Source organism: Anaeromyxobacter terrae (assembly GCF_022690685.1).
Classification (GTDB): domain Bacteria; phylum Myxococcota; class Myxococcia; order Myxococcales; family Anaeromyxobacteraceae; genus Anaeromyxobacter; species Anaeromyxobacter terrae.
In genome coordinates this window covers 58,317-78,045 of the sequence record NZ_JALCYY010000026.1, presented here as the reverse complement: position 1 = coordinate 78,045, position 19,729 = coordinate 58,317, and the positions used below count along the sequence as shown (strand labels likewise).

The following is a 19,729-nucleotide window of genomic DNA, read 5'->3' as shown; positions in this document are numbered from 1 at the left end:
AGCCGGTCGCGCCGGAACGGCGCGACGCACACGCCCTCGCCGTCGGGGCAGCGCGCGAGCACGACGCCCCAGGGGTCGACGATCATCGCGTTCCCGAAGGTCTGGCGGTTCGCCGAGTGACGGCCCACCTGCGCCGGCGCGACGACGTAGGCGAGGTTCTCGATCGCGCGGGCGCGGACGAGCACCTCCCAGTGGTCCTTGCCGGTGAAGAGCGTGAACGCCGCGGGGATGGTGATCACCTCCGCGCCGAGGCTGGCGAGCTTCCGGTACAGCTCCGGGAAGCGCAGGTCGTAGCAGATGGTGAGGCCGATCCGTCCGAGCGGGGTGGGCGCGATGACGACCTTGTCGCCCGGGACGACGCCCTCCGACTCCGCGTAGCGCGCGCCGTCGGGGATGTTCACGTCGAAGAGGTGGATCTTGCGGTAGGCGGCGACGATCTGCCCGTCGTCGGCGATGAGCGCCGAGGTGTTCGCCGTGCGCCGGGGGTCGTCCACCTTCTCGGAGATGGAGCCCGCGACGATGAAGATCCCGCGCCGCCTGGCCAGCTCGCGCAAAGCGCCGAGCGTGGGCCCCTCAAGCGGCTCGGCGCCGGCGATTCGCCCCTCTTCGGGGCCCATGTACGAGAAGTTCTCGGGCAGGGCGACGAGCCGCGCGCCCAGCTCGGCCGCGTCTTCGATCAGGCGGACCGCGACCTCCAGGTTGCGCGCCCGATCGGCGGTGGAGGTCATCTGGACCGCGCCCATGAGGTAAGCGGACGGCGCCATGTCGATCTCCTTACCATGTTCGACGCGCGATGAACCGCTACTACACGACGTTCGAGGCCGCCCGCCTCCTCGGCGTCTCGCTCCCGACGGTGGTGAACTGGATCAAGGCGCGCCGGCTCAAGGCGCACCGCACTCCGGGTGGACACCGGCGCATCGCCCGCGAGGACCTCGCGACGTTCATGGTCCGCCACGGCATGCCGCTGCCCGCGGATCTCGACGACGCGGCGCACGCCCGGCGCAAGGCGCTCGTCATCGCCGAGCCCGGGCCGGCGCGCGAGGGGACGGCGCGACAGCTCGCGGCGGCCGGCTACGCGGTGGACCAGGCCTCGCCGGGGTTCGCGGCCGGCGCGGCCGCGGCGCGGTTCACGCCCGACGTGTTCGTCATCCACGCGCCTGCCGAGGATGGCGGCGAGGTGCTGCGGACGCTGCGCTCCGATCGCGAGCTGGGCGCGACGCCGATCGTGGCGGTCGGCCACCCCGACTGGCTCGCGTCGCTGCGCGAGGCGGGCTGCGCCGAGGTCATCGCGGCTCCGCCCGCCGACCGCGCGCTCGAGGGGGCCGTCGCGAGCGCGCTCTCGCCTGGGGGGAGGCGCGGCGCCGATGGCGGGAGCCTCCCCACCTCCACCCGAACCCGGCGCAGCCCGCGGCGACGCCCCGATTGATGCGCCAGGGGGGCGTCGCTATGCTCGGCCCCGGACCCCTCCCTCGCCTGCTCCCCGGTCATGCCCGCCGCCGCTCGCCTTGCCCTCGTCGCCGCCGTGCTCGCGACGGCGGGCCCCGCCCGTCCGGCGTCCGCCGGTGCCACGCCGCGCGACGGACGCGCGGAGGCCTCGGAGGCGGGCCGGGGCCGGCGCTGGGCCTCGGCGCGCGCCATCGCCTCCTACCTGGAGGCACACCGGCGCCTGCGCGCCGGCGACGCGCAGGGGGCGGTCGACGCGCTGCAGCTCGCGGTGGCCTACGACGCCGCGAGCCCGGAGCTGCGCGTGTCGCTCGCCGGCGCGCTCCTCGAGCTCGAGCGGCTCGACGCCGCGGAGGTGGAGGCGCGAGCGGCCGTCGAGCTCGCACGGGGTGCCGGCCGCACCGCCTCCGAGGCGCACGTCGTCCTCGCCCGGCTCGCCGTCGCGCGCGACCGGCTCGAGGAGGCGACGCTCGCGCTGCGCCAGGCGATCCGGGTCGAGGCGGCGCTCGCCGCGGGCGGCGGGCGCGTCGACCCGACGCCGTGGCGGCTCCTCTCGGATCTCTACCTCGACGCGGGCGACGCCGAGGCCGCCGCCCGGACGCTCGAGGACCTCGCGGAGCGCGCGCCGGGCGACGCCAGCGCGGGCTTCCGCGAGCTCGGCCGGACGCTGCTCGACCGGGAGCAGGCGGGGCCCGCCGAGCGCCACCTGCGGCGCGCCGCGGAGCTCGAGCCGGGCGAGCTCGAGTCCCTCCGCCTGCTCGCGGCGGCCCACGACGCCCTCGGCCGTCCGGCCGAGGCGCGCGACGACAGGCTCGAGATCCTGAGGCGTGAGCCGGACGACGCCGCGACGCTCGCCGCGCTGGGGAGGCTCGCGGCGCAGGAGGGCGAGCTCGAGCGGGCGCGCGAGTGGTTCGAGCGCTACGCCCGCGCCACCGGCGACGGCATCGAGCCGCAGCTTCGGATCGCCTTCGAGTGGCTCGACGCCGGCCATCCCGGGGAGGCGCTCGCCGCCGCGCGCGATGGGATCCGCGAGTCCGGCCCGGACGGGCGGCTCCGCTTCGCCGAGGGACTCGCGCTGCGCGAGCTGCGGCGCTTCGGCGAGGCCGCCGCGGCGCTCGAGGCCGTGGCGCCGAGCGCCGGGGCGAGCTGGGTGCCGGCGCGCGCCGCCCTCGCGGACGCGCTGTCCCACGCGGGGCGGCACGCCGAGGCGGAGCGCGCGCTCGCGGCGCCGCTCCGCGCCTTCCCGGGTGAGGTCCGGCTCCTCCTCGCGCGGGCGGCGGTGCTCGCCCGCGCCGGGCGGCGCGCGGACGAGATCGCGCTCCTGCGCGCGGCCGCGGCCGAGAAGGCGCGGGGAGGGGAAGCGGCGCGGGCGGACGTCGCCGACCTCACCGCGGCGCTCGCGCACGCGCTCGTCGGCGCGGGCCGGCCGCAGGAGGCGGTCACGGTGCTGCGCGCCGCGCTCGCGGACTCGCCGCGGGAGGAGGCGCTGCTCTACGCGCTCGGCGCGACGTACCACCGCGCGGGCCAGCCCGACGCGGCCGTGGCCCAGATGCAGGCGCTCCTCGCGCTCCACCCCGACCACGCCGAGGCGCTGAACTTCATCGGCTACGCCTTCGCGGAGCGCGGCGCCCGGCTCGACGAGGCGGAGCGGCTCCTGCGCCGCGCCCTCGAGCTCCGGCCGCGCTCGGGCCACGTGCTCGACTCGCTCGGCTGGGTGCTCTTCCGTCGGGGCGAGTACGCGCGCGCGGCGGAGCTCCTCGAGCAGGCCGACGCGCTCGCCGGGCCGGACGCGGTGATCCTCGAGCACCTCGGCGACGCCTACGGTGCGCTCGCGCGCACGGCAGACGCCGCGCGGGCGTACCGCCGCGCGCTCGGCACGGACCCGGACGACGACGACGAGGGCAAGGCGGACGCCGTGCGCAGGGCCGGGATCGAGCGGAAGCTGCGCGAGCTCGCCGCGACCGCGCGCTCCCCCTCGACGCCTTGACCCCGTGGCGGCCCGCCGTTAGCGTCCGGCGGATGCCGGTCCCCTCCTTTCCCTCCGAGGCGGAGGCGCGCCACGAGGAGGGCTTCCTCAACTCGGCGGACCACCTCCGCCTCTTCTGGCAGCGCTTCACGCCCCCGTCGCCTCGCGCGACGGTCGTGGTGCTCCACGGCGCCGGCGATCACTCCGGCCGCTACCCGGCCGTCACCACCGCGCTCGTCCGCGCAGGCTTCCAGGCGGCGCTCGTCGACCTCCGCGGCCACGGCCAGTCCGACGGCCAGCGCTGGCACGTCGACTCCTTCGGCGACTACGTCGCCGACCTCGACGCGTTCGTCGCGAAGCTCCGGGCGGACGGCGTCGCCGGGAAGCTGTTCGTCCTGGCGCACAGCCAGGGGGCGCTCGTCGCCGCCGCCTGGGGGCTCGCCCACGGGCGCGCGGTGGACGGGTTCGTGCTGTCGTCGCCGTACTTCCGCCTCGCGTTCCGGCCGCCCGCCGTGAAGGTCCTCGCCGCGAAGCTCGCCGGGCGGGTCGTTCCCCGGCTGCGGATGTCGGCCGGGCTCGACGTCGCCGATCTCACCTCGGACCTCGAGCTACAGCGCTGGACCGATCACGACCCGCTCTACGGCCGGGCGACGACGCCCCGCTGGTTCGCGGAGTCGACCCGGGCGCAGGCCGCCGTGCTGCGGGGCGCGCCGCGCTTCGAGGCGCCGCTGCTCGTCCTCGCCGCCGGCGCCGACCGCATCGCCGACGTGGCCGCCGCGCGCGCGTTCGTGGACGCGGCGCGGTCCGGCGACAAGCGGCTCGTGGTGTACGACGGGTTCCGACACGAGATCTTCAACGAGGTGGAGCGCGATCGGCCCATCGCCGAGGCGATCGCGTGGCTCACCTCCCACGCCAAGTGAAGAGGCGTTCAGGCGGGTTGACGCCCCCTGGAAAGGCCCTCTATCCTGCCCCGGTCTTTCACTCCACGCGGGTCCGCGCGACGGACGTGAAGCTCCCGGAGGACGTCTGAAAATGGCTGGCATCGAGAAGGTCCCGGCGCCGCGCAGCGGCGCACACACGGTGATCGGAAGCTCGATCGTGATCGACGGCGAGATCTCGGGCGACGAGGACCTCGTCATCCAGGGCACCGTCAAGGGCCGCATCAGCCTGCGCGAGAGCCTCTATGTCGAGGGCTCGGGCGTCATCGAGGCAGACATCGAGACGGCGAACGTCGAGGTGTCGGGCCAGGTGACGGGCAACATCGCGGCGAGCGACAAGGTCGAGCTGAAGGCCGACTGCAAGGTCGTGGGCGACATCCGCGCTCCGCGCATCCTCATCGCCGACGGCGCCCTCTTCAAGGGCAACGTCGACATGGACGTCAAGGAAACGAAGGGGAAGTGACCGTGGCGACCATCGACGGCAGCACCATCATCGGCGAGTCCATCCTCATCAGCGGCTCCCTCAACGGCGACGAGGACCTCACGGTCCGCGGCCGCGTCGAGGGCACGCTCACCCTCACGAAGACCCTCGTGGTCGAGCCGACCGGCGTCGTGAAGGCCGAGGTCCAGGTCAGGAACTGCATCATCTCCGGCGCCATCGTCGGCAACGTGACGGCGAGCGAGTCCGTCGAGATCACCCGGGAAGGCCGGATGGTCGGCGACATCAGCTCGCCGCGCGTGATCATCGTCGACGGCGCGAGCTTCCGCGGCCGCATCGACATGGGCGAGGTGGACGTGGAGGCGGAGCGCGAGACGCGCGCCGTCATCTCGCGCCCGGCCCCGCTGCCTTCCCGTCCGGCGCTCCGTCCGGCGCCTCGCCCGGCCCCGGTCGAGCGCAAGGTCGAGGAGAAGACCGTGGCCGTCGCCGCGCCGAAGCCGCCGGTGCCCCCTGCGCCCGTCGCGATGGGCGCGGTGAAGCGCAAGGTGATCGTGAAGCGGAAGTAGCGGTCTCGGGGGCTCGCCGTGGAGCTCGAGCCGCGCCCGACGGCGCCCGCCCATGCGACGGGCGCCGTCGCGTTCGTGACCCTCGCCGCCGTCGCCGACGACGCGACGTTCCGGGTGCGCCCGGAGGGCGACGTCTCGCATCTCGCGGCCTCGATCGGCCGGCTCGGCCAGCTCTCGCCCATCGAGCTCCGGCCCGATCCGGCGACGCCCGGCCGCTACCAGGTGGTCGCCGGCTTCCGGCGTCTCGCGGCGCTCCGGATGCTCATGCGCGAGCGGGTGCTCGCGCGCGTCCACGAGCGGCTCTCCGACGAGGACGCCTGGGGGATCGCGCTCGGGCAGGCCCTGCTCACCGAGCCGCTCGACGGCGAGGCCCTGCGCGCCCTGCGGGAGCGGCTCGCCGAGACGGGCGCCGCGCCCTGGGCGGACGAGCTCGTGGACGAGGCGCGCGTGCGCGCGCCGCTCGAGCCGGAGCTGCGCGAGCGCTTCTTCGCGTTCCTCGAGGCGGGTGCGCCCGCCCCCGCGGCCACGACCGAAGCGGCCGCTGCCGCGGCGGCGCCGGCCGACGAGGACGCCGCGCTCGAGCGCGAGCTCGAGGCCGACGACGCGGAGCGCGAGGTTGCGCCGGAGGGCCCCGTGGAGGTCACCCCGGACGAGCTCGCCCAGGACGTGGCGCGTCGCTTCTGGGAGCTCAACCAGGATCTCGCGCTCGCCGCGGGCGCATGGGCAGACTTGCCGCCCGAGGGCCGCCGCCAGATCCTGGCGCAGGCCCGCTGGGTGGCGGCGCTCCTGCCCCACCTCGAGGGAGAGGAAGAATGAGCCTCGACACCGACCGCGCACGGCTCCTCGAGCTCCTGCGCGAGCTCTCCTTCGAGCGCCGGAAGGTGATCCTCGCCTCCGGCAAGGAGAGCGACTTCTACGTGGACTGCAAGCGCACGACGCTCACCGCGGAGGGACACGTCCTCGTCGGGCGGCTCCTGTTCGACCGCGTGCGCCGCATCCAGCCGCTCGTGCGCGGCGTCGGCGGCCTCACCCTCGGCGCCGACCCCATCGCGAGCGCCATCGCGCTCACGAGCTTCCTGGAGGGCGCTCCGGTCGACTCCTTCATCGTGCGCAAGGAGCCGAAGGGGCACGGCACCGGCCAGTGGATCGAGGGCCGCAAGACGATCCCGGACGGCAGCCGCGTCGTCGTGATCGAGGACGTGGTGACGACCGGCGGCAGCGCGCTCAAGGCGATCGAGCGCTGCCGGGCCGAGAAGCTCGAGCCGGTGGCGTGCCTCGCGCTCGTCGACCGGATGGAGGGCGGCCGCGAGGCCATCGAGGCGCAGGGCGTGCCGCTCCAGGCGCTCTTCACGCGGCAGGACTTCCTCGGATGACGCGCGCCGCGCTGGTCCGCGCCGTGCTGGGGCTCGCGCTCCTGGCGGGCGCCGCCTGCACGATCCGCTCGCGCACCCCGTATCCCCGCACGGACCAGGGCGAGTGGGCGGAGAGGCGCGACAACGCCACCCGCCGCGACCTGCTGTACGACGGCCTGGATCACCGCGCGACCGCGACCGCGACCCACCTGTCCCTCCCGGTGCGCGAGGCGCGGGCGCGCCGCCTCGCCGAGTGGAAGGGCTGGACGGCCCAGGAGCTCGAGCAGCGGCTCGCGACGGAACGCGCGGAGGCGGCGGCCGGGGAGGAGTTCCTCATCGTCTTCTACACGTCCGCGTCCAAGGCGAACGACCTCGACGCGCCGAAGAGCATCTGGCACCTCGCGGTGAAGAACGAGGCGGGCGAGCTCGTGAGCGTGGGCGCGCGGATCGCCGACGACGACGACGAGCTGCGCGGCCTGTTCCCCTGGGTGGGCCCGTTCGACACGGTCTACCGGGTGCGCTTCCCGGTCCCGCGGGAGGGTCCGCTCGCCGACGAGGGCTACGTGCTCGAGATCGCGAGCGCGCTCGGCGTGCTCGAGCTCGACTACACCTCGCCGCCGATCCCCACGCCGCGCATCCAGCCGTCGCCGCCCGAGGGGCGCTGATCGCGCGGCCCGAGCCCGGCCTCCGCCCGAGGGGCCCGGCTACTCGAGATCGCCGCGCGTGATGAGCGTGTCGCGCAGCCAGCGATCGTCGCTCTTCGGGTAGTCGAGGATGTAGTGCAGGCCGCGCGACTCCTTGCGCTGGCGGGCGCACTCGACGATGAGCATGCCGACGTCGGCGAGGTTGCGGAGCTCGACGAGGTCCGGCGTGAGGTTGTACTGCCAGTAATAGTCGCGGATCTCGTTCCGCAGCATGGAGATGCGGGTGCGCGCGCGCTCGAGCCGCTTCTGCGTGCGGACGATGCCGACGTAGTTCCACATCACGCGCCGCAGCTCGTCCCAGTTGTGCGCGACGACCACGCCCTCCTCGGGCGCGAGCGCCGCGCCCGGGTTCCAGTCCGGGATGTGCGGCGGCGGCCCGCTCCCCTCGGAGAGCTCGTCCGCCGCGCGCAGCGCCGCGCGCCGGCCGAACACGAGCCCCTCGAGCAGCGAGTTCGAGGCGAGCCGGTTCGCGCCGTGGAGGCCGGTGCAGGAGACCTCGCCGATCGCGTAGAGGCGCGGGATGGAGGTGCGACCGACGAGGTCCGTGACGACGCCGCCGCACTGGTAGTGCGCGGCCGGGACCACCGGGATCGGCTGCGCGGCCATGTCGATGCCGAACTCCTTGCACGTCGCGTAGATGTGCGGGAAGTGCTCGAGGAGGAAGCTCTTCGGCAGGTGCGTCATGTCGAGGAACGCGCAGTCGTCGCCACGCTTCTTCATCTCGGCGTCGATGGAGCGCGCGACCACGTCCCGCGGCGCGAGCTCCTTGCGCGGGTCGTAGCGCACCATGAACGCCTCGCCCGCCGCGTTGCGGAGGATGCCGCCCTCGCCGCGGAGCGCCTCGCTGATGAGGAAGCTCTTCGCCTGCGGGTGGAAGAGGCAGGTCGGGTGGAACTGGAAGAACTCCATGTTCGCGACGGTGGCGCCCGCGCGGTAGGCCATCGCGACGCCGTCGCCCGTCGCGACGTCCGGGTTCGAGGTGTAGAGGTAGACCTTCCCCGAGCCGCCGGTGGCGAGGATGGTCGCTCCCGCCGAGATCGTGGAGACGACGCCCGTGTCGCGGTGGAGCACGTACGCGCCGAGCACGCGGCTCGGGCCGCCGATCCCGGCCTTGCCGCTCGTCACGAGATCGACCGCGAGGTGGTCCTCCTCGATGCGGATCCCGCGCGCGTCGCAGGCGGCGAGGAGCGCGCGCTCGATCTCGCGGCCGGTCGTGTCCTTCGCGTGGGCGACGCGCCGGCGCGAGTGGCCGCCCTCACGCGTCAGGTGGAGCCGATCCGGGGCCTCCCGATCGAGCTCCACGCCGAGCGACATGAGCCAGCGGATGCGATCGGGGCCTTCGCGGACCGTGACCTCCACCGCCTCTCGCCGGCAGAGCCCGGCGCCCGCGACGAGGGTGTCCTGGATGTGCAGGTCGAAGTCGTCGTCGGGCCCGAGCACCGAGGCGACGCCGCCCTGGGCGTACTGCGTGGAGCCCTCCGAGCGCTGCCGCTTCGTGAGGACCAGCACCGATCCGTGACTCGCGGCCTCGAGGGCGAAGGTCAGGCCGGCGACGCCGCCGCCCAGGACGAGAAAGTCTACGTGCTCGCGCTCGGAGAGGGCATTCATGGTGTCATTGTGTAGCGCATGTGTGTGCGTGCCGGTGGGGGAATAAAGTTGTCCGTCCGGACGTGCTCTTGGTAGGTTTTTCCCACCGAATGCTCCGCCCTCGCTCCCTCGTCGGCCTCGCCCTCGTGGGGCTCCTCTGCGCGCCCGCGCTCGCGTCAGGTGGAGACGTCTACTCGTACGTCGATGGGGACGGGGTCGTGCACTTCTCGAACGCCCCGAACGATCCGCGCTACCGCCGCGTGAACCGCACGCGGAGCGGCGGCGGCGTCTACCGCTCCGGGCCGCAGGCGCGCGCGCGCCCCGTCGCCGCCTCTGCCGATCGCTACACGCAGTGGCGCGCCCATGTCGCCTCGGCGGCGGCGCGCTACGCGCTGCCCGAGGCGCTGCTCCTCGCGGTCATGTCGGTCGAGTCGAACTTCGATCACCGCGCGGTGTCCGAGAAGGGCGCGATGGGGCTCATGCAGCTCATGCCGGGGACGGCGAAGGACATGTACGTCTCCGACGCGTGGGACCCCAGCCAGAACATCGACGGCGGGGCGCGCTACCTGCGCATCCTCGCGAACCAGTACCAGGGCGATCTCGTGAAGACGCTCGCGGCGTACAACGCCGGGCCGGAGGCGGTCCGCCGCGCAGGCGGCGACGTCCCGAACATCCCGGAGACGCGCGAGTACGTCCGCAAGGTCGTCGCCCTGTACGAGGCCTACAAGGCCGGGAAGTGAAGCTTTGGCCAGGCGCGGCGGCACCCACGAGGTCGAGGGGCTCGACGAGGAGTTCCTGTTCCACCTGACGCGCGGCACCGAGCTCATCGGCGCCGGCGACGCGGACGGCGCGCGCGCGGCGCTCGAGCGGGCGCGCACGCTGCGCCCGAAGGACGTGAAGGTGCTCGGGCTCCTCGGCCAGGCGTACTACCGGCTCGGCCGGTTCGAGGACGCGGGCGACGTGTGGCAGGTGCTCGTGGACGAGAGCCCGGTCGAGCCCGCGGCGCGCGTCAACCTCGGGCTCGCCCGCCTCAAGGCGAAGCGCCACGCCGACGCCGCCCGGCAGCTCCAGATCGCCCTCGATCTCAACCCCGATCACCGCAAGGCGATGGGCTACCTCGGCCTGGCGCTGCTCGAGGGCGGCGACCCCGCCGCCGCGCGCGCCTGGTTCGAGCGCACCGGCGCCGAGCACATGATCGCGCGCTGCGACGCGCTCCTCGCCGGCGACGCCGCCGCGGAGGACGACGCGCCGTCCGCGGCCGCCGGCGACGAGGGCGCTCCGGGCGACGTGACGGCGCCGGAGCAGCTCGAGCCGCTCGCGACGCCGGTGCCGGTCGCGGAGCCCCCCCCCGCCGCCCCGGTCCCCGTGGCCGACGCGAGCGTCGCGGCGCCCGCGCCGGTCGAGCCCGCTCCTCCTCCCGAGTCCCCCTCGCCGGCCGGGCCCCCCGCGTCTCTCGCCGGCTGGGCTGCATCGCGCGTCGTCGCGCCGGACGGGGCCTCGCCGTTCACGGTGCAGGACGGCGTCCTCGCGGTCGCGGTGCGCGGCGAGCTGCGCGTGCGGCTGGAGGGGCTGTTCGCCGTCCGCGGGCAGGTCGCGCTCGCCGGCGACGTGAAGCGCTTCCGCGGGCGCGCGACCGAGACGCCCTTCGGCGAGGGCGCGGCGCGCATGCACCACGCGAGCGGGGAGGGCGTGCTCCTCCTCCGCGCCGGCGACCGCCGCCTCACCGCGCTCGAGCTCGGCGGCGAGGCCGCCTACTTCCGCGAGGACGCGGTGTGCGGGCTCGACGCTGGCATCGCGTTCGAGAACGGGCGGGTGCCGTCGTCCGCGGGCGAGCTGAACCTCGTCCACATCCGCGGCCACGGCGCGCTGCTCGTCGCTTCGCGCGGCGCCCCCGTCGCCATCGACGTCGCGCCGGGTGCGCCGCTCCGGCTCCCGCTCGCGGCGCTCGTCGGCTGGACCGGCGCGCTCACGCCGCGGCTCGGACCCCTCGCCGAGGACGCCGAGGGCGCCCCGCTCGCGGTGGAGCTCACCGGCGAGGGCCGGGCGCTCGCCGATCCCGACGCGATCGCGGAGGGTGGGGGCGCGCCGTGAGCCGCTCGCTCGCGCGGGAGTTCCTGAACGCGCCGAACGCGATCACGCTCACGCGGATCGCGATGATCCCGGTGTTCCTCTGGTTCACCTTCCACGAGTCGCGCGTCGACAGCTTCATCGCGTGCGTCGTCTACGCGGTGACCGGCGCGACCGACTTCCTCGACGGCTGGCTCGCGCGCAAGAAGAACCTCGTCACGGTGATCGGGAAGTTCCTCGATCCGCTCGCCGACAAGCTCATCGTGATGGCGGCGCTCGTGATGCTCGTCCACCTCGGGCGCGTCTCCGCCTGGGTGGTGATCGTCGTGATGGCCCGCGAGTTCATCGTGACGGGCCTGCGCACCATCGCGATGAGCGAGGGGATCGTCATCGCGGCCGGGCAGGAGGGGAAGCACAAGACCGCGTTCCAGGTCGCCTCGATCACCTTCCTGCTGCTCCACTACACCTACCCGATCGACGCCTACTTCTTCTCGTTCGACCTCGACGCGAACCGCGTCGGGACGTGGCTCCTCTACATCTCGCTCTTCTTCTCGGTCTGGTCGGCGCTGAAGTACTTCACGGGCTTCATCGAGGCGGTCTACCGCACGCCCGCGCGCCTCGACGGTCGCGATCGCGCGGCCGGCTATTCGCGCGACGCGGGGAGCAGCCGGTCGCAGGCGGCGAGCACGGCGTCCGACTCGGACTCGGCGCGCACCTCGGCGGCGGCGAAGCCCGGCACGAGGTGACCCCAGCGCGCGGAGTCGCCGCGGAAGAAGACGCCGACGGTGGGCGTCCGCACGGCGACGCCGAGGTGCATCGGGCCCGAGTTGTTCGAGACGACGAGCCGCGCGCGGCGCATCAGCGCCGCGAGGAGCGCGAGATCGGTCGGCGGCGCGAGCGTCGCGCCCGAGCCCTCCGCGATGGCGCGCGCGAGCGGCTCCTCGCCCGGGCCCCACACGACGAGCACCGCGAGCCCGCGGGCCGCGAGGCCCCGCGCGACCGCGGCGTAGGCCTCCGGCGGCCAGCGCCGGTCGGCGAGCCGCGCGCCGGGGTTGAGGAGCGCGAACCGCCGGCCCGCGAGCCCGGCGCGCTCGAGCAGGGCGTCGGCCGGGCCGAGGTCTGCGCCGAGCGAGGTGTCGAGCTCGAGCCCGCTCGCCGGGAGGCCGAGCGGCTGGAGGAGCTCCAGCTTGGCGGGGACCTCGACGCCGTTCGCCGGATCGTGCGGGACGGGGTGGGAGAGGAAGCGGGCCGAGTCGCCGCGGGCGTGGCCCACGCTGACGCCGGCGCGCCCGCCCACGACGCGCGCGAGGAGCGCCGCGGTGAGAGAGAAGGCCGACCAGTGGCCCGCCTCGACGACGAGGTCGTAGCGCTCGCGCCGGAGCGCGCGCACGAGGCGGAGGAACCGCGCGGGCGCGCGCAAGGCGTCCCGCTTCTGCCAGAGGATCGCCCGGTCCACGTGCGGCGAGCCGACGAGGTGGCCCTGCCGCGGCGCGAGGAGGTGGAGCTCGGCGCGGGGCAGCCCGAGCTTCAGCGCGCGGAGGAGCGGCGTGGTGAGGAGCTGGTTCCCGACCCGCTCGTCCACGCGGATGACGAGGACCTTGCGGATCGAGGAGAGCGGCGGCACCGCCGCGCGCGGGCGCGGCCAGAGGACGTTCGCGAGGCCGAGGACGAGGGCGCGGCCCAGCGCGCGGAGCGCGTTCCCCGCCGCGCCGCGGCTCTTCCCGCCGCCCACGCGCGCGCGGAGCCGCCTCGCCTCGGCGCTCTTGCGGGAGGCCTCGCGGAGTCTTGTGAGGGCGGAGGAGGGCGGGTCCTTGGGGGCGTTCCGGGTCATCACGAGGGCCGCGGATGTTAGCACCGGCGGGCTCCGGCGCTCCCCCCGCCGCCCGCGAGATGGACCCTTGACACCATCCCGGAGCGCCTCTATAACCGGCGTCCTTCGCACGGATTCTGCGGGAATAGCTCAGTGGTAGAGCATCGCCTTGCCAAGGCGAGGGTCGAGGGTTCAAATCCCTTTTCCCGCTCCAGTTAAGCCCCCGGTTCGCCGGGGGCTTTTTCTTTTTCTGACGCCCATGTGCCCCACACGTGCCCCTCGGGCGTCGCTCGCTCCGCGCCGTGGCGTGTTCACCGGCGAGAAGTAGCGGATCCGCCGGGGCCGCTCCCCCGGCAGCGCCACCTTCACGTCGATGGTCCAGCGCTCCAGCGCCTTGCCTGCCTTGGTCGTCCACTTCCGCAGCCTGACGCTCATCGGTTTTCTCGAGCGCAGGACTGCCGTTGCCCTCCATCTAGCGTAACAGGGCGTCCCGACCGATGCGGATCGACGGTGCACCTGCCCGCGGCCGCGCCCACGGGCCGCTCAAGTCGTCACTTCTTCTTCCGCTCCTTGCCCATGCTCGGTGCGTCGAAGCCGGGGCCCTTCCCGCGAAGCTCGAGCCTCCGCTGGTACAGGAGGTGGAGGAGGTACTCGTGCCGCTCGAGCTCGAGCGCCTCGCGGTCCGCCTCGAGGAGCGTCGTCGCCGCGGCGGGCAAGCCGAACCAGGTACTGGTGCCGTCGAGGATGCGCGTCACATGCGCCGTGAGGTCCAGCCCGCTCCGCGTCGCCTCGGACTTGAGGAAGGTGACGAGGAGGGGCCGCTCCATGCGGAACGTCTGCCTCAGCCTTCGACATTCGCCAACAAGAACCCAGACGGATGAAACCAGCAGCATCAGCCTGCTACGGCGTACACTTCGATCATGGGGCTCGACTGGAATCCGCTCGCGAGGCCGATGCCGGGGATGGAGTCGGAGTTCGAGCGGCTGATCACCGAAGTTGATGAAGGGAGGGCCTCGCGCGGCGCAGGTCTGCTGGCTCGAATCCTGGGACCGCGGGAGCCGGCCTTGGCCTCGCCCCGCGAATGGTACCGGTGGCCTCCTCTCCTGACCGCAATGGGTCCGCGTGGCTGGCCACATGCGCAGGGCTCCCGTAAGATCGCCTCGTGACGCGCGAAGAGGGCCAGCGCCGGCTTTCCGAGCAGCGGAGCCTGTCAACGTGAATGAGACAGCGTGCAGGTAAGTCTACTGACGCGCCTCCTCTGTCGGTGAAGCCTGCTGCGGCTCGTTGATCCAGACCTCGCTCGGCACCGCGCCGGCCGACGGCGCGCCGGCGGGGAACCGCTCGGGCCGGGCGGCGAAGGCGGCCGCGAGGACCACGTTGCGCGCCCGGAGGCGGGCGGCAGCGAGGCCGTGGTGGACGTCGTGCGGGGTCACCAGCCCGAGCCCCCCGTGGCGGTGCTCGGTGTTGTACCAGCCGAAGAAGTCGGCGCAGTGCGCGCGCCCGTCCTCGATGGCGCCGACACCAAGTGTCTCCTCCCCTGCTAGCGTGACGGCTATCCGCCGTTCTGGTGAAATCGCGCCATGAGAGTGCACGACCTCCATGATTCAGAAGGACGCGTATTCGCGTTCGAGGTCAGCAACGTCATGCTTGGCCGGCGAGGCGTTCGCCGCGTCGTGCTCCGGATCCCGAACGCAAGGATCCTGAGCTTCAGGGAGCGGGCCGAGGAGTTCTGCGAGTTCGAGCTCGACGGTACGAAGTTCGTTGCTTGGGAACCGTGGAACGACAACAGCCGATTCTGGATCGGCTCTAAGGCCGCGCCGGCGACGCCGACACCCCATCTCTCGAAGGTGAGAGAGGCCTTTGAACGTGCGCGCCCCGCGTTGGGGTTTCTTCTCCCCGCACGGGACCCCGACCTGGAGTAACCCGCGACAGACAGTGCGGAGCAGGGCGGGAGAGGCGGTCGATTCGCGAGTCGGGCGTGCAGAAACTCGCTCTTACGCACGGTCAACGGGTTTCGCCGTCCGAAGAGAACGGCCGCACCGTGGGCGGACTGTCCGTGGCGCGGTATTCTCGGTCGGGGGCGCCTCCGTGTCGTCGCATCCGCTCCCGGGGCGTTCGCTAGACCGGGCATTCGTCTCGGTGAACAAGGTCACTCCCGGCTCAGGGTGGCCGAGCAAGGATCCGCGCCATACGGGCCCACAACAAAGCTAGGATGAAGACCTCATGGCACCTTTCGCCGTCAGGTCGTGTGTCCGCCCCTGGGAAATAGCTGCCCTCGCGATTTCGGAGGCGTGCAGTTCGCTGGTGTGGGGGGAGCCGTGATGCCTTCGCCGCCCCACTTGGCGTGGCTCGTCGATCCCAGTACGCCGCTCAAGACGGCCGACGGAAGGAACGTGCAGGTGCTTGAGCTTCGCCACCAGAAGGACGAAGTCGTTCTTCGCGCGTGGGCGAAACACTTCAGGAGTCAGTACTGCGACGATGGGCAAATTGATGCACTTCGGGATGGCACGGGACTCAGCCGGGCGGAGTACCTGCGCAAGATAAAGTTCCCAGACCAGTTCGATCCTCCTGGGCCAAGTATCCGGTCAGGTGACTTCGCCGAGGTTCTTGTTGCCGATTATGTCGAATTTGCGCTCGGGTTCTGGGTCCCGAGGACGCGCTACAACAACAAGACGGTTCGGAATGAATCGACCAAGGGAAGCGACATCATCGGCTTCTTGTGCGTCGGAAAGGAAGGAGACGACGCGAAGGACACGCTGGCGGTCTTCGAGTCGAAGGCCAGTCTGGGATCGAAGGCAGTTGTGCGGCTCAAGGACGCGATCGAAGACTCGGCGAAGGACGAGATGAGGAAGGCCGAGAGCCTCAACGCGATCAAGCAGCGTCTTCTTGACGGGCTGCGAAAGGCAGACGCCAAGCGGGTTGAACGCTTTCAGAACCTAGAAGATCGCCCCTACCGCGAGGTGTACGGAGCCGCTGCGGTTGTCTCTTGTGCCGCCGTCCCGGCAGCTGAGGTTGCGGAGGTGAACGCTTCAGCGCATCCCAAAACCGCCAATCTCGTCCTGATGGTCATTAACGGGATTGATCTGATGGACCTCGTTCACGAGCTTTACAGGAGGGCTGCCGATGAAGCCTGACCAGCGCTCGCGGACGCTGCTCGCAGTGACTCAGTCAAAATCCAAGATGTACGAGTACGGGCTTCCAGAGGCAGAACATATCGCGATCCACCGGGATCCATCGCGGCTCCTCCGCCTTGCCGTAGGCATGCTTGGAGATCTGGCTGCGAATGTGGGGCCAGGAGAAATCGACTCGTCACACACTGCAAACCTGGCGGCGTCGGCTCGATTTTCTGCGCGGTACTTCGACGCCTACCGTCGTTCGCATCTGGCGGGCGTGCCGGATGTACATCTGGGGCTCTTGGCTGCCTCGGCCTACTACCTGAGTGACCTGCCGGGAACATCGAGCGTCTTGGTGTCGGAAATCCCCTATCCTGGGATCGCGATCGGCGGTTCTGGGCTAGAGGTCCTGTTGACGTGGCTGCTACGCGGGAACTTCGGTGAAGCCATGGATGTGCCAGAGGGGCCGTACACGATTCCCGCTCAAGCGGTGGCGAGAACAGTCTCTCGCTTCTTCGCCGCTCAGTCCGGCGAAGATGAGGTAGCGGCTGCTGCGAAGTCACTGAGGCAGATGGCGTATGAGGGGGGGACGCCTCGCGAATTGCTGGTGGCGGACACGATTCGGGCTGTAGCTATGAAAAGGGTAGACACGTCGGCGATCAAATGCCTGCCCGTCTTCTCGCAACTACCCAGGGACGCCTGGAACGTAGCCCTGGCAAAGAGGTCTTTCGTTCGAGAACTGTGGCCCGCCCAGCGTTTGCTCGGGAAGGAGGGGATCTTCTCGGGCAAGTCGGCGGTTGTGCAGATGCCAACAAGCGCGGGCAAGAGCCGTGCGACGGAGCTTGTCATCCGCAGCGCGTTCTTGAGTGGTCGCGCGCAGCTCGCAGTCGTGGTGGCACCGTTCCGAGCACTGTGTCACGAGATCCGTGACAACCTGAGTCGCGCTTTCGCTGCAGAGGACGTTCGCATCAACGAGTTGTCGGATGTCTTCCAGGCCGACTTTGCCGTCGCGGACCTGGTGAGCGAACGAGGCGTCATCGTTGTGACACCTGAGAAGCTTGTCTACGTTCTTAGGCACGACCCCGAGCTGGCGGCGCGCATCGGCGTTCTTGTGCTCGACGAGGGACACCAATTCGACGCCGGTGTGCGGGGTGTGACGTACGAATTGCTTCTTACGTCCCTGAAGCAACTGGTGCCAGCAGGTGCTCAGAAGGTCTTGATCTCTGCCGTGATCAGCAACGGCGGCGAGATAGGGCGGTGGCTCAACGGGGATGGCGGTGTAGTTGTGTCTGGCAGCCACCTGCTTCCTACAGAGCGGTCGGTGGCGTTTGCGAGCTGGCAGCCGGCAATGGGGCAGCTGCAGTTCGTCGAAGCGGATAACCCCGATAACGAGGAATATTTCGTCCCGCGAGTTATCCGCTCCCTTCCGCTTCAACTGAGGGGAAAGGAGACGAAGCAGCGAACGTTCCCCACGAAGGGGGACGGGCGGTCGGTAGGGCTATACCTGGCGCTGAAGCTGGTGCGAAACGGAGCCGTCGCGGTCTTCTGCGGCAGGAAAGACTCCGTCGCAACCATGTCAGACGTAGTCTTGGATGCGTTCGATCGGCAGGTCGCGATGGAGCCGCCTCTCGCAGCGTCCAACGCGGACGAGGTCGCGCGTATCGCACGCCTTTATGAGCGGCATCTTGGGGGCCAAGCCCCCGCGACGCGAGCTGCCAAGATCGGAGTATTGACTCATTACGGCAACACTCCGCACGGTGTGCGCCTAGCCGTAGAGTATGCGATGAAGGAAGGATTGGCGCGCTTCGTTGTGTGTACCTCGACGCTCGCCCAAGGCGTGAACCTCCCGATCAGGTATCTGGTAGTAACGACTACTCGGCAGGGTGGCGAGAAGATCAAGGTGCGCGATTTTCACAACCTTATCGGCCGGGCGGGGCGGTCGGGGATGCACACCGAGGGCAGCATCCTCTTTGCGGACCCGTCGATCTATGACGAGCGCGCGGCGAAAGATAGTGATTGGCAGGAGTTCAAGGCACTGCTTCAAGTAAGCAATGCGGAGCCCTGTGCAAGCACGCTGCTGTCCGCGTTGGGGCCATTTCAGAGCGATGGTGCGCGAGTATCGCTAAAGGTGGATCCGCTCATGATCGTTGATGCCTACGTGGCGGACGCGCAGGGTGACGGAGCATGGATCGAAGAGGCGGCGAAAGCACTTGAGAGGAAGTGGTTCAGCCGAGAGGGCCTTCGGCGTCAGTTGTCGCGGCGACGGGAGATCCTCGCTTCTGTCGAGAGTTTCCTGTTGGCTCACTGGCCGACCGCTGAGGAGGCGAAGGCAGTAGAGGAGGCAACGGCGCTGTCCGAGAGGACCCTCGCCTACCACCTCGCGTCGGCCGAGCAGCGCTCTCAGTTGAAGAAGCTATTCGGGAAGCTGGCTGCCAACGTTGCCGCGCGCGCGACTGATGTTCCTAAGCGAAGTGCATTCGGCCGGATGCTGTATGGTCTAGCCGACGCGATGGCCATCGAGGCTTGGGTTGCGAGCAACATAGACGGACTGCGGGCCTGCGAAAGCGCCGATGAGGCCTTGGCGGTCTGCTGGCCGCTTCTGGCCACTCGGGTGCGGGATGAGGGGTTCAGGAAATGGACTCCGGGAACAGCAGTGGAGGAGTTCGCGCGGGGATGGGTGAACGGGAGAGCATTTTCCGACCTGCTGGATGGTGCCGGACGCGCGGGTGTTCGTATCGGGACAGGACCCCGCGCACGTAGGCCGAACATCGATCTCGTCGTTGACATGGGCGAGAACGTCTTGGGCTTCGACGGGGCGCTTCTCGTCGGAGGGATCGCCGAGATCGTAGGGACCGCGTACGAGGACGTGGAGGAGACGGTCGCAATCCTCCAGGAGCTTCAAAAGCGGATGAGGTACGGCTTGGGATCCCCAACGGCTGTGACCATCTACGAAGCAGGCTTCGCGGATCGGGTTCTGGCGACGGAGTTGGCGGCCCTGATCGGAGAAGAGGGCGACCCGGCAGAGTCCATGGCGGCGCTTCGGTCGAAAGCCCGCGACGCCGAGGCGACAGTGAGGTCGTATCCCCTTTACTTCAGCCAGATCCTGGAACGAGAGGTCCTGCGCGGTCTTTAGTGCACCCGCCCGTGGGTAAGGGCGGTTCACGTGCATGCCGGGGCCCCGACCGGGAGTAACCGAGCCGCGACAGACAGGGCGGAGCAGGGCGGGAGAGGCGTTCGATTCGCGAGTCGGGCGTAGAGGACCGCGAGTAACTGGAGAACCACGTCCCTGCGAGGGGCATTCGACGCGCTGTGGGCGCGTCGCGTAAGCGGGAACTGCCGGTTTCGCGCACACCGCCGCCAAGCGAAGCGCACATGGAACGGACAGAGCTGAGGGGATGAAGGGGGAGCGGGAGGGTTCTACGCTGCGCCAGGGCACTGGACGCCGTGGAGGACGCGCAGGAGGTAGGTGCGGCGGGGAAGACCACGCTCCGTGCGCCCGAGCTCCACCTGGCCAAGGCCAGCCGGTACTCGTGTACGAAGGACTTCAGGCGGAGGAGGCCTTCGATCCTCCTCCATTTGTCGCGCGCCGCAATCCGGCTTGAGCTCTCGAAGCGGGGCTCGCCGGCGGGCGGACGCGCGAAGGGGTTCTGCGCCAGCACCCGAGGGACGCCGAGGAACCGCCGGCCCTGGGCGGCGAGCTCCTGCTGGTGCCTCTGCTCGAGATCCTGCAGCGCGGCCGAGAGC

General features: G+C 71.1%; 18 protein-coding genes, 1 tRNA gene and 1 pseudogene. 15 read left to right on the top strand and 5 right to left on the bottom strand.

The features are described from left to right. On the bottom strand, positions 1–764 hold a 764-nt coding region (locus MNY62_RS13395), incomplete at its 3' end, for a carbon-nitrogen hydrolase family protein (protein WP_242344679.1). A 29-nt stretch (positions 765–793) separates the two neighbouring features. On the opposite strand from MNY62_RS13395, the gene MNY62_RS13390 reads away from it, so the two are divergent. The 8 genes from MNY62_RS13390 to MNY62_RS13355 all read left to right on the top strand — a co-directional run bounded on the left by MNY62_RS13390 (position 794) and on the right by MNY62_RS13355 (position 7,369). Beyond that, positions 794–1,426, top strand: coding sequence for an excisionase family DNA-binding protein (locus tag MNY62_RS13390; RefSeq protein ID WP_242344678.1), 633 nt, complete (start codon positions 794–796; stop codon positions 1,424–1,426). Positions 1,427–1,486: 60 nt separating this feature from the next. After that, complete coding sequence (locus tag MNY62_RS13385) at positions 1,487–3,430, top strand: tetratricopeptide repeat protein (RefSeq protein ID WP_242344677.1); 1,944 nt, start codon at positions 1,487–1,489, stop codon at positions 3,428–3,430. A gap of 32 nt (positions 3,431–3,462) precedes the next feature. Continuing rightward, on the top strand, positions 3,463–4,329 hold the full coding sequence (locus tag MNY62_RS13380) for an alpha/beta hydrolase (protein WP_242344676.1): 867 nt from the start codon (positions 3,463–3,465) through the stop codon (positions 4,327–4,329). A gap of 112 nt (positions 4,330–4,441) precedes the next feature. After that, entirely contained in the window at positions 4,442–4,810 is a 369-nt protein-coding gene (locus MNY62_RS13375) for a bactofilin family protein (protein ID WP_012098498.1), read from the top strand. A gap of 2 nt (positions 4,811–4,812) precedes the next feature. Further along, positions 4,813–5,352, top strand: coding sequence for a bactofilin family protein (locus tag MNY62_RS13370; protein ID WP_242344680.1), 540 nt, complete (start codon positions 4,813–4,815; stop codon positions 5,350–5,352). 18 nt (positions 5,353–5,370) lie between these two features. Beyond that, complete coding sequence (locus MNY62_RS13365) at positions 5,371–6,168, top strand: ParB N-terminal domain-containing protein (RefSeq protein WP_242344675.1); 798 nt, start codon at positions 5,371–5,373, stop codon at positions 6,166–6,168. Further along, positions 6,165–6,725 carry an orotate phosphoribosyltransferase gene (gene pyrE, locus MNY62_RS13360; protein ID WP_242344674.1) on the top strand — a complete coding sequence of 187 codons (561 nt, stop codon included), beginning with the start codon at positions 6,165–6,167 and terminating at the stop codon, positions 6,723–6,725. The genes MNY62_RS13365 and pyrE overlap by 4 nt, the downstream gene beginning before the upstream one ends. After that, positions 6,722–7,369, top strand: a complete 648-nt coding sequence (locus MNY62_RS13355; protein ID WP_242344673.1) for a hypothetical protein — start codon at positions 6,722–6,724, stop codon at positions 7,367–7,369. The genes pyrE and MNY62_RS13355 overlap by 4 nt, the downstream gene beginning before the upstream one ends. A 39-nt stretch (positions 7,370–7,408) precedes the next feature. On the opposite strand, the gene nadB is transcribed toward MNY62_RS13355, so the two are convergent. Further along, positions 7,409–9,016 carry an L-aspartate oxidase gene (gene nadB / locus MNY62_RS13350; protein ID WP_242344672.1) on the bottom strand — a complete coding sequence of 536 codons (1,608 nt, stop codon included), beginning with the start codon at positions 9,014–9,016 and terminating at the stop codon, positions 7,409–7,411. Positions 9,017–9,105: 89 nt separating this feature from the next. Here nadB and MNY62_RS13345 point away from each other — a divergent pair, with 89 nt between their 5' ends. The 3 genes from MNY62_RS13345 to pgsA are packed head-to-tail and all read left to right on the top strand — an operon-like array spanning position 9,106 to position 11,808. After that, positions 9,106–9,735: a lytic transglycosylase domain-containing protein gene (locus MNY62_RS13345; RefSeq protein ID WP_242344671.1), complete on the top strand. Its 630-nt coding sequence runs from the start codon at positions 9,106–9,108 to the stop codon at positions 9,733–9,735. A gap of 4 nt (positions 9,736–9,739) precedes the next feature. Next, positions 9,740–11,086: a tetratricopeptide repeat protein gene (locus MNY62_RS13340; RefSeq protein ID WP_242344670.1), complete on the top strand. Its 1,347-nt coding sequence runs from the start codon at positions 9,740–9,742 to the stop codon at positions 11,084–11,086. After that, a complete protein-coding gene (gene pgsA / locus MNY62_RS13335; RefSeq protein WP_242344669.1) occupies positions 11,083–11,808 on the top strand; it encodes a CDP-diacylglycerol--glycerol-3-phosphate 3-phosphatidyltransferase in 726 nt (241 codons plus the stop codon). The genes MNY62_RS13340 and pgsA overlap by 4 nt, the downstream gene beginning before the upstream one ends. Here the strand turns inward: pgsA and MNY62_RS13330 are convergent. Beyond that, positions 11,706–12,893 (bottom strand): glycosyltransferase family 9 protein, encoded by a 1,188-nt coding sequence (locus MNY62_RS13330; protein WP_242344668.1) that lies wholly within the window; start codon positions 12,891–12,893, stop codon positions 11,706–11,708. The genes pgsA and MNY62_RS13330 overlap by 103 nt on opposite strands. A gap of 118 nt (positions 12,894–13,011) precedes the next feature. Between MNY62_RS13330 and MNY62_RS13325 the strand changes: the two genes are divergently transcribed. Then, positions 13,012–13,086, top strand: a tRNA-Gly gene (locus tag MNY62_RS13325). A 337-nt stretch (positions 13,087–13,423) separates the two neighbouring features. On the opposite strand, the gene MNY62_RS13320 is transcribed toward MNY62_RS13325, so the two are convergent. Together MNY62_RS13320 and MNY62_RS13315 are read right to left on the bottom strand one after the other, a co-directional pair. Then, a complete protein-coding gene (locus MNY62_RS13320) occupies positions 13,424–13,699 on the bottom strand; it encodes a hypothetical protein (protein ID WP_242344667.1) in 276 nt (91 codons plus the stop codon). Between the two features lie 414 nt (positions 13,700–14,113). Continuing rightward, positions 14,114–14,389: pseudogene (locus MNY62_RS13315) on the bottom strand (IS3 family transposase); the annotation flags it as partial. Between the two features lie 63 nt (positions 14,390–14,452). Between MNY62_RS13315 and MNY62_RS13310 the strand changes: the two are divergent. The 3 genes from MNY62_RS13310 (at position 14,453) to MNY62_RS13300 (ending at position 19,118) form a co-directional block, all read left to right on the top strand. Next, positions 14,453–14,794, top strand: a complete 342-nt coding sequence (locus MNY62_RS13310) for a hypothetical protein (RefSeq protein ID WP_242344666.1) — start codon at positions 14,453–14,455, stop codon at positions 14,792–14,794. Positions 14,795–15,211: 417 nt separating this feature from the next. After that, the gene (locus tag MNY62_RS13305; RefSeq protein WP_242344665.1) at positions 15,212–16,006 is read left to right on the top strand and encodes a Hachiman antiphage defense system protein HamA; all 795 of its coding nucleotides are present in this window, start codon (positions 15,212–15,214) and stop codon (positions 16,004–16,006) included. Then, a complete protein-coding gene (locus MNY62_RS13300; RefSeq protein ID WP_242344664.1) occupies positions 15,996–19,118 on the top strand; it encodes a DEAD/DEAH box helicase in 3,123 nt (1,040 codons plus the stop codon). Before MNY62_RS13305 ends, MNY62_RS13300 begins: the two co-directional genes overlap by 11 nt. Positions 19,119–19,729: the final 611 nt, after the last annotated feature.

Excerpts from the sequence above, each read along its gene's own strand:
- pyrE (WP_242344674.1), top strand. The coding sequence starts at position 6,165 with ATGAGCCTCGACACCGACCGCGCACGGCTCCTCGAGCTCCTGCGCGAG.
- MNY62_RS13330 (WP_242344668.1), bottom strand. The coding sequence starts at position 12,893 with ATGACCCGGAACGCCCCCAAGGACCCGCCCTCCTCCGCCCTCACAAGA.
- MNY62_RS13345 (WP_242344671.1), top strand. The coding sequence starts at position 9,106 with ATGCTCCGCCCTCGCTCCCTCGTCGGCCTCGCCCTCGTGGGGCTCCTC.
- MNY62_RS13300 (WP_242344664.1), top strand. The coding sequence starts at position 15,996 with ATGAAGCCTGACCAGCGCTCGCGGACGCTGCTCGCAGTGACTCAGTCA.
- MNY62_RS13385 (WP_242344677.1), top strand. The coding sequence starts at position 1,487 with ATGCCCGCCGCCGCTCGCCTTGCCCTCGTCGCCGCCGTGCTCGCGACG.
- MNY62_RS13355 (WP_242344673.1), top strand. The coding sequence starts at position 6,722 with ATGACGCGCGCCGCGCTGGTCCGCGCCGTGCTGGGGCTCGCGCTCCTG.
- MNY62_RS13375 (WP_012098498.1), top strand. The coding sequence starts at position 4,442 with ATGGCTGGCATCGAGAAGGTCCCGGCGCCGCGCAGCGGCGCACACACG.
- MNY62_RS13310 (WP_242344666.1), top strand. The coding sequence starts at position 14,453 with ATGAGAGTGCACGACCTCCATGATTCAGAAGGACGCGTATTCGCGTTC.
- MNY62_RS13390 (WP_242344678.1), top strand. The coding sequence starts at position 794 with ATGAACCGCTACTACACGACGTTCGAGGCCGCCCGCCTCCTCGGCGTC.
- nadB (WP_242344672.1), bottom strand. The coding sequence starts at position 9,016 with ATGAATGCCCTCTCCGAGCGCGAGCACGTAGACTTTCTCGTCCTGGGC.
- MNY62_RS13380 (WP_242344676.1), top strand. The coding sequence starts at position 3,463 with ATGCCGGTCCCCTCCTTTCCCTCCGAGGCGGAGGCGCGCCACGAGGAG.
- MNY62_RS13320 (WP_242344667.1), bottom strand. The coding sequence starts at position 13,699 with ATGGAGCGGCCCCTCCTCGTCACCTTCCTCAAGTCCGAGGCGACGCGG.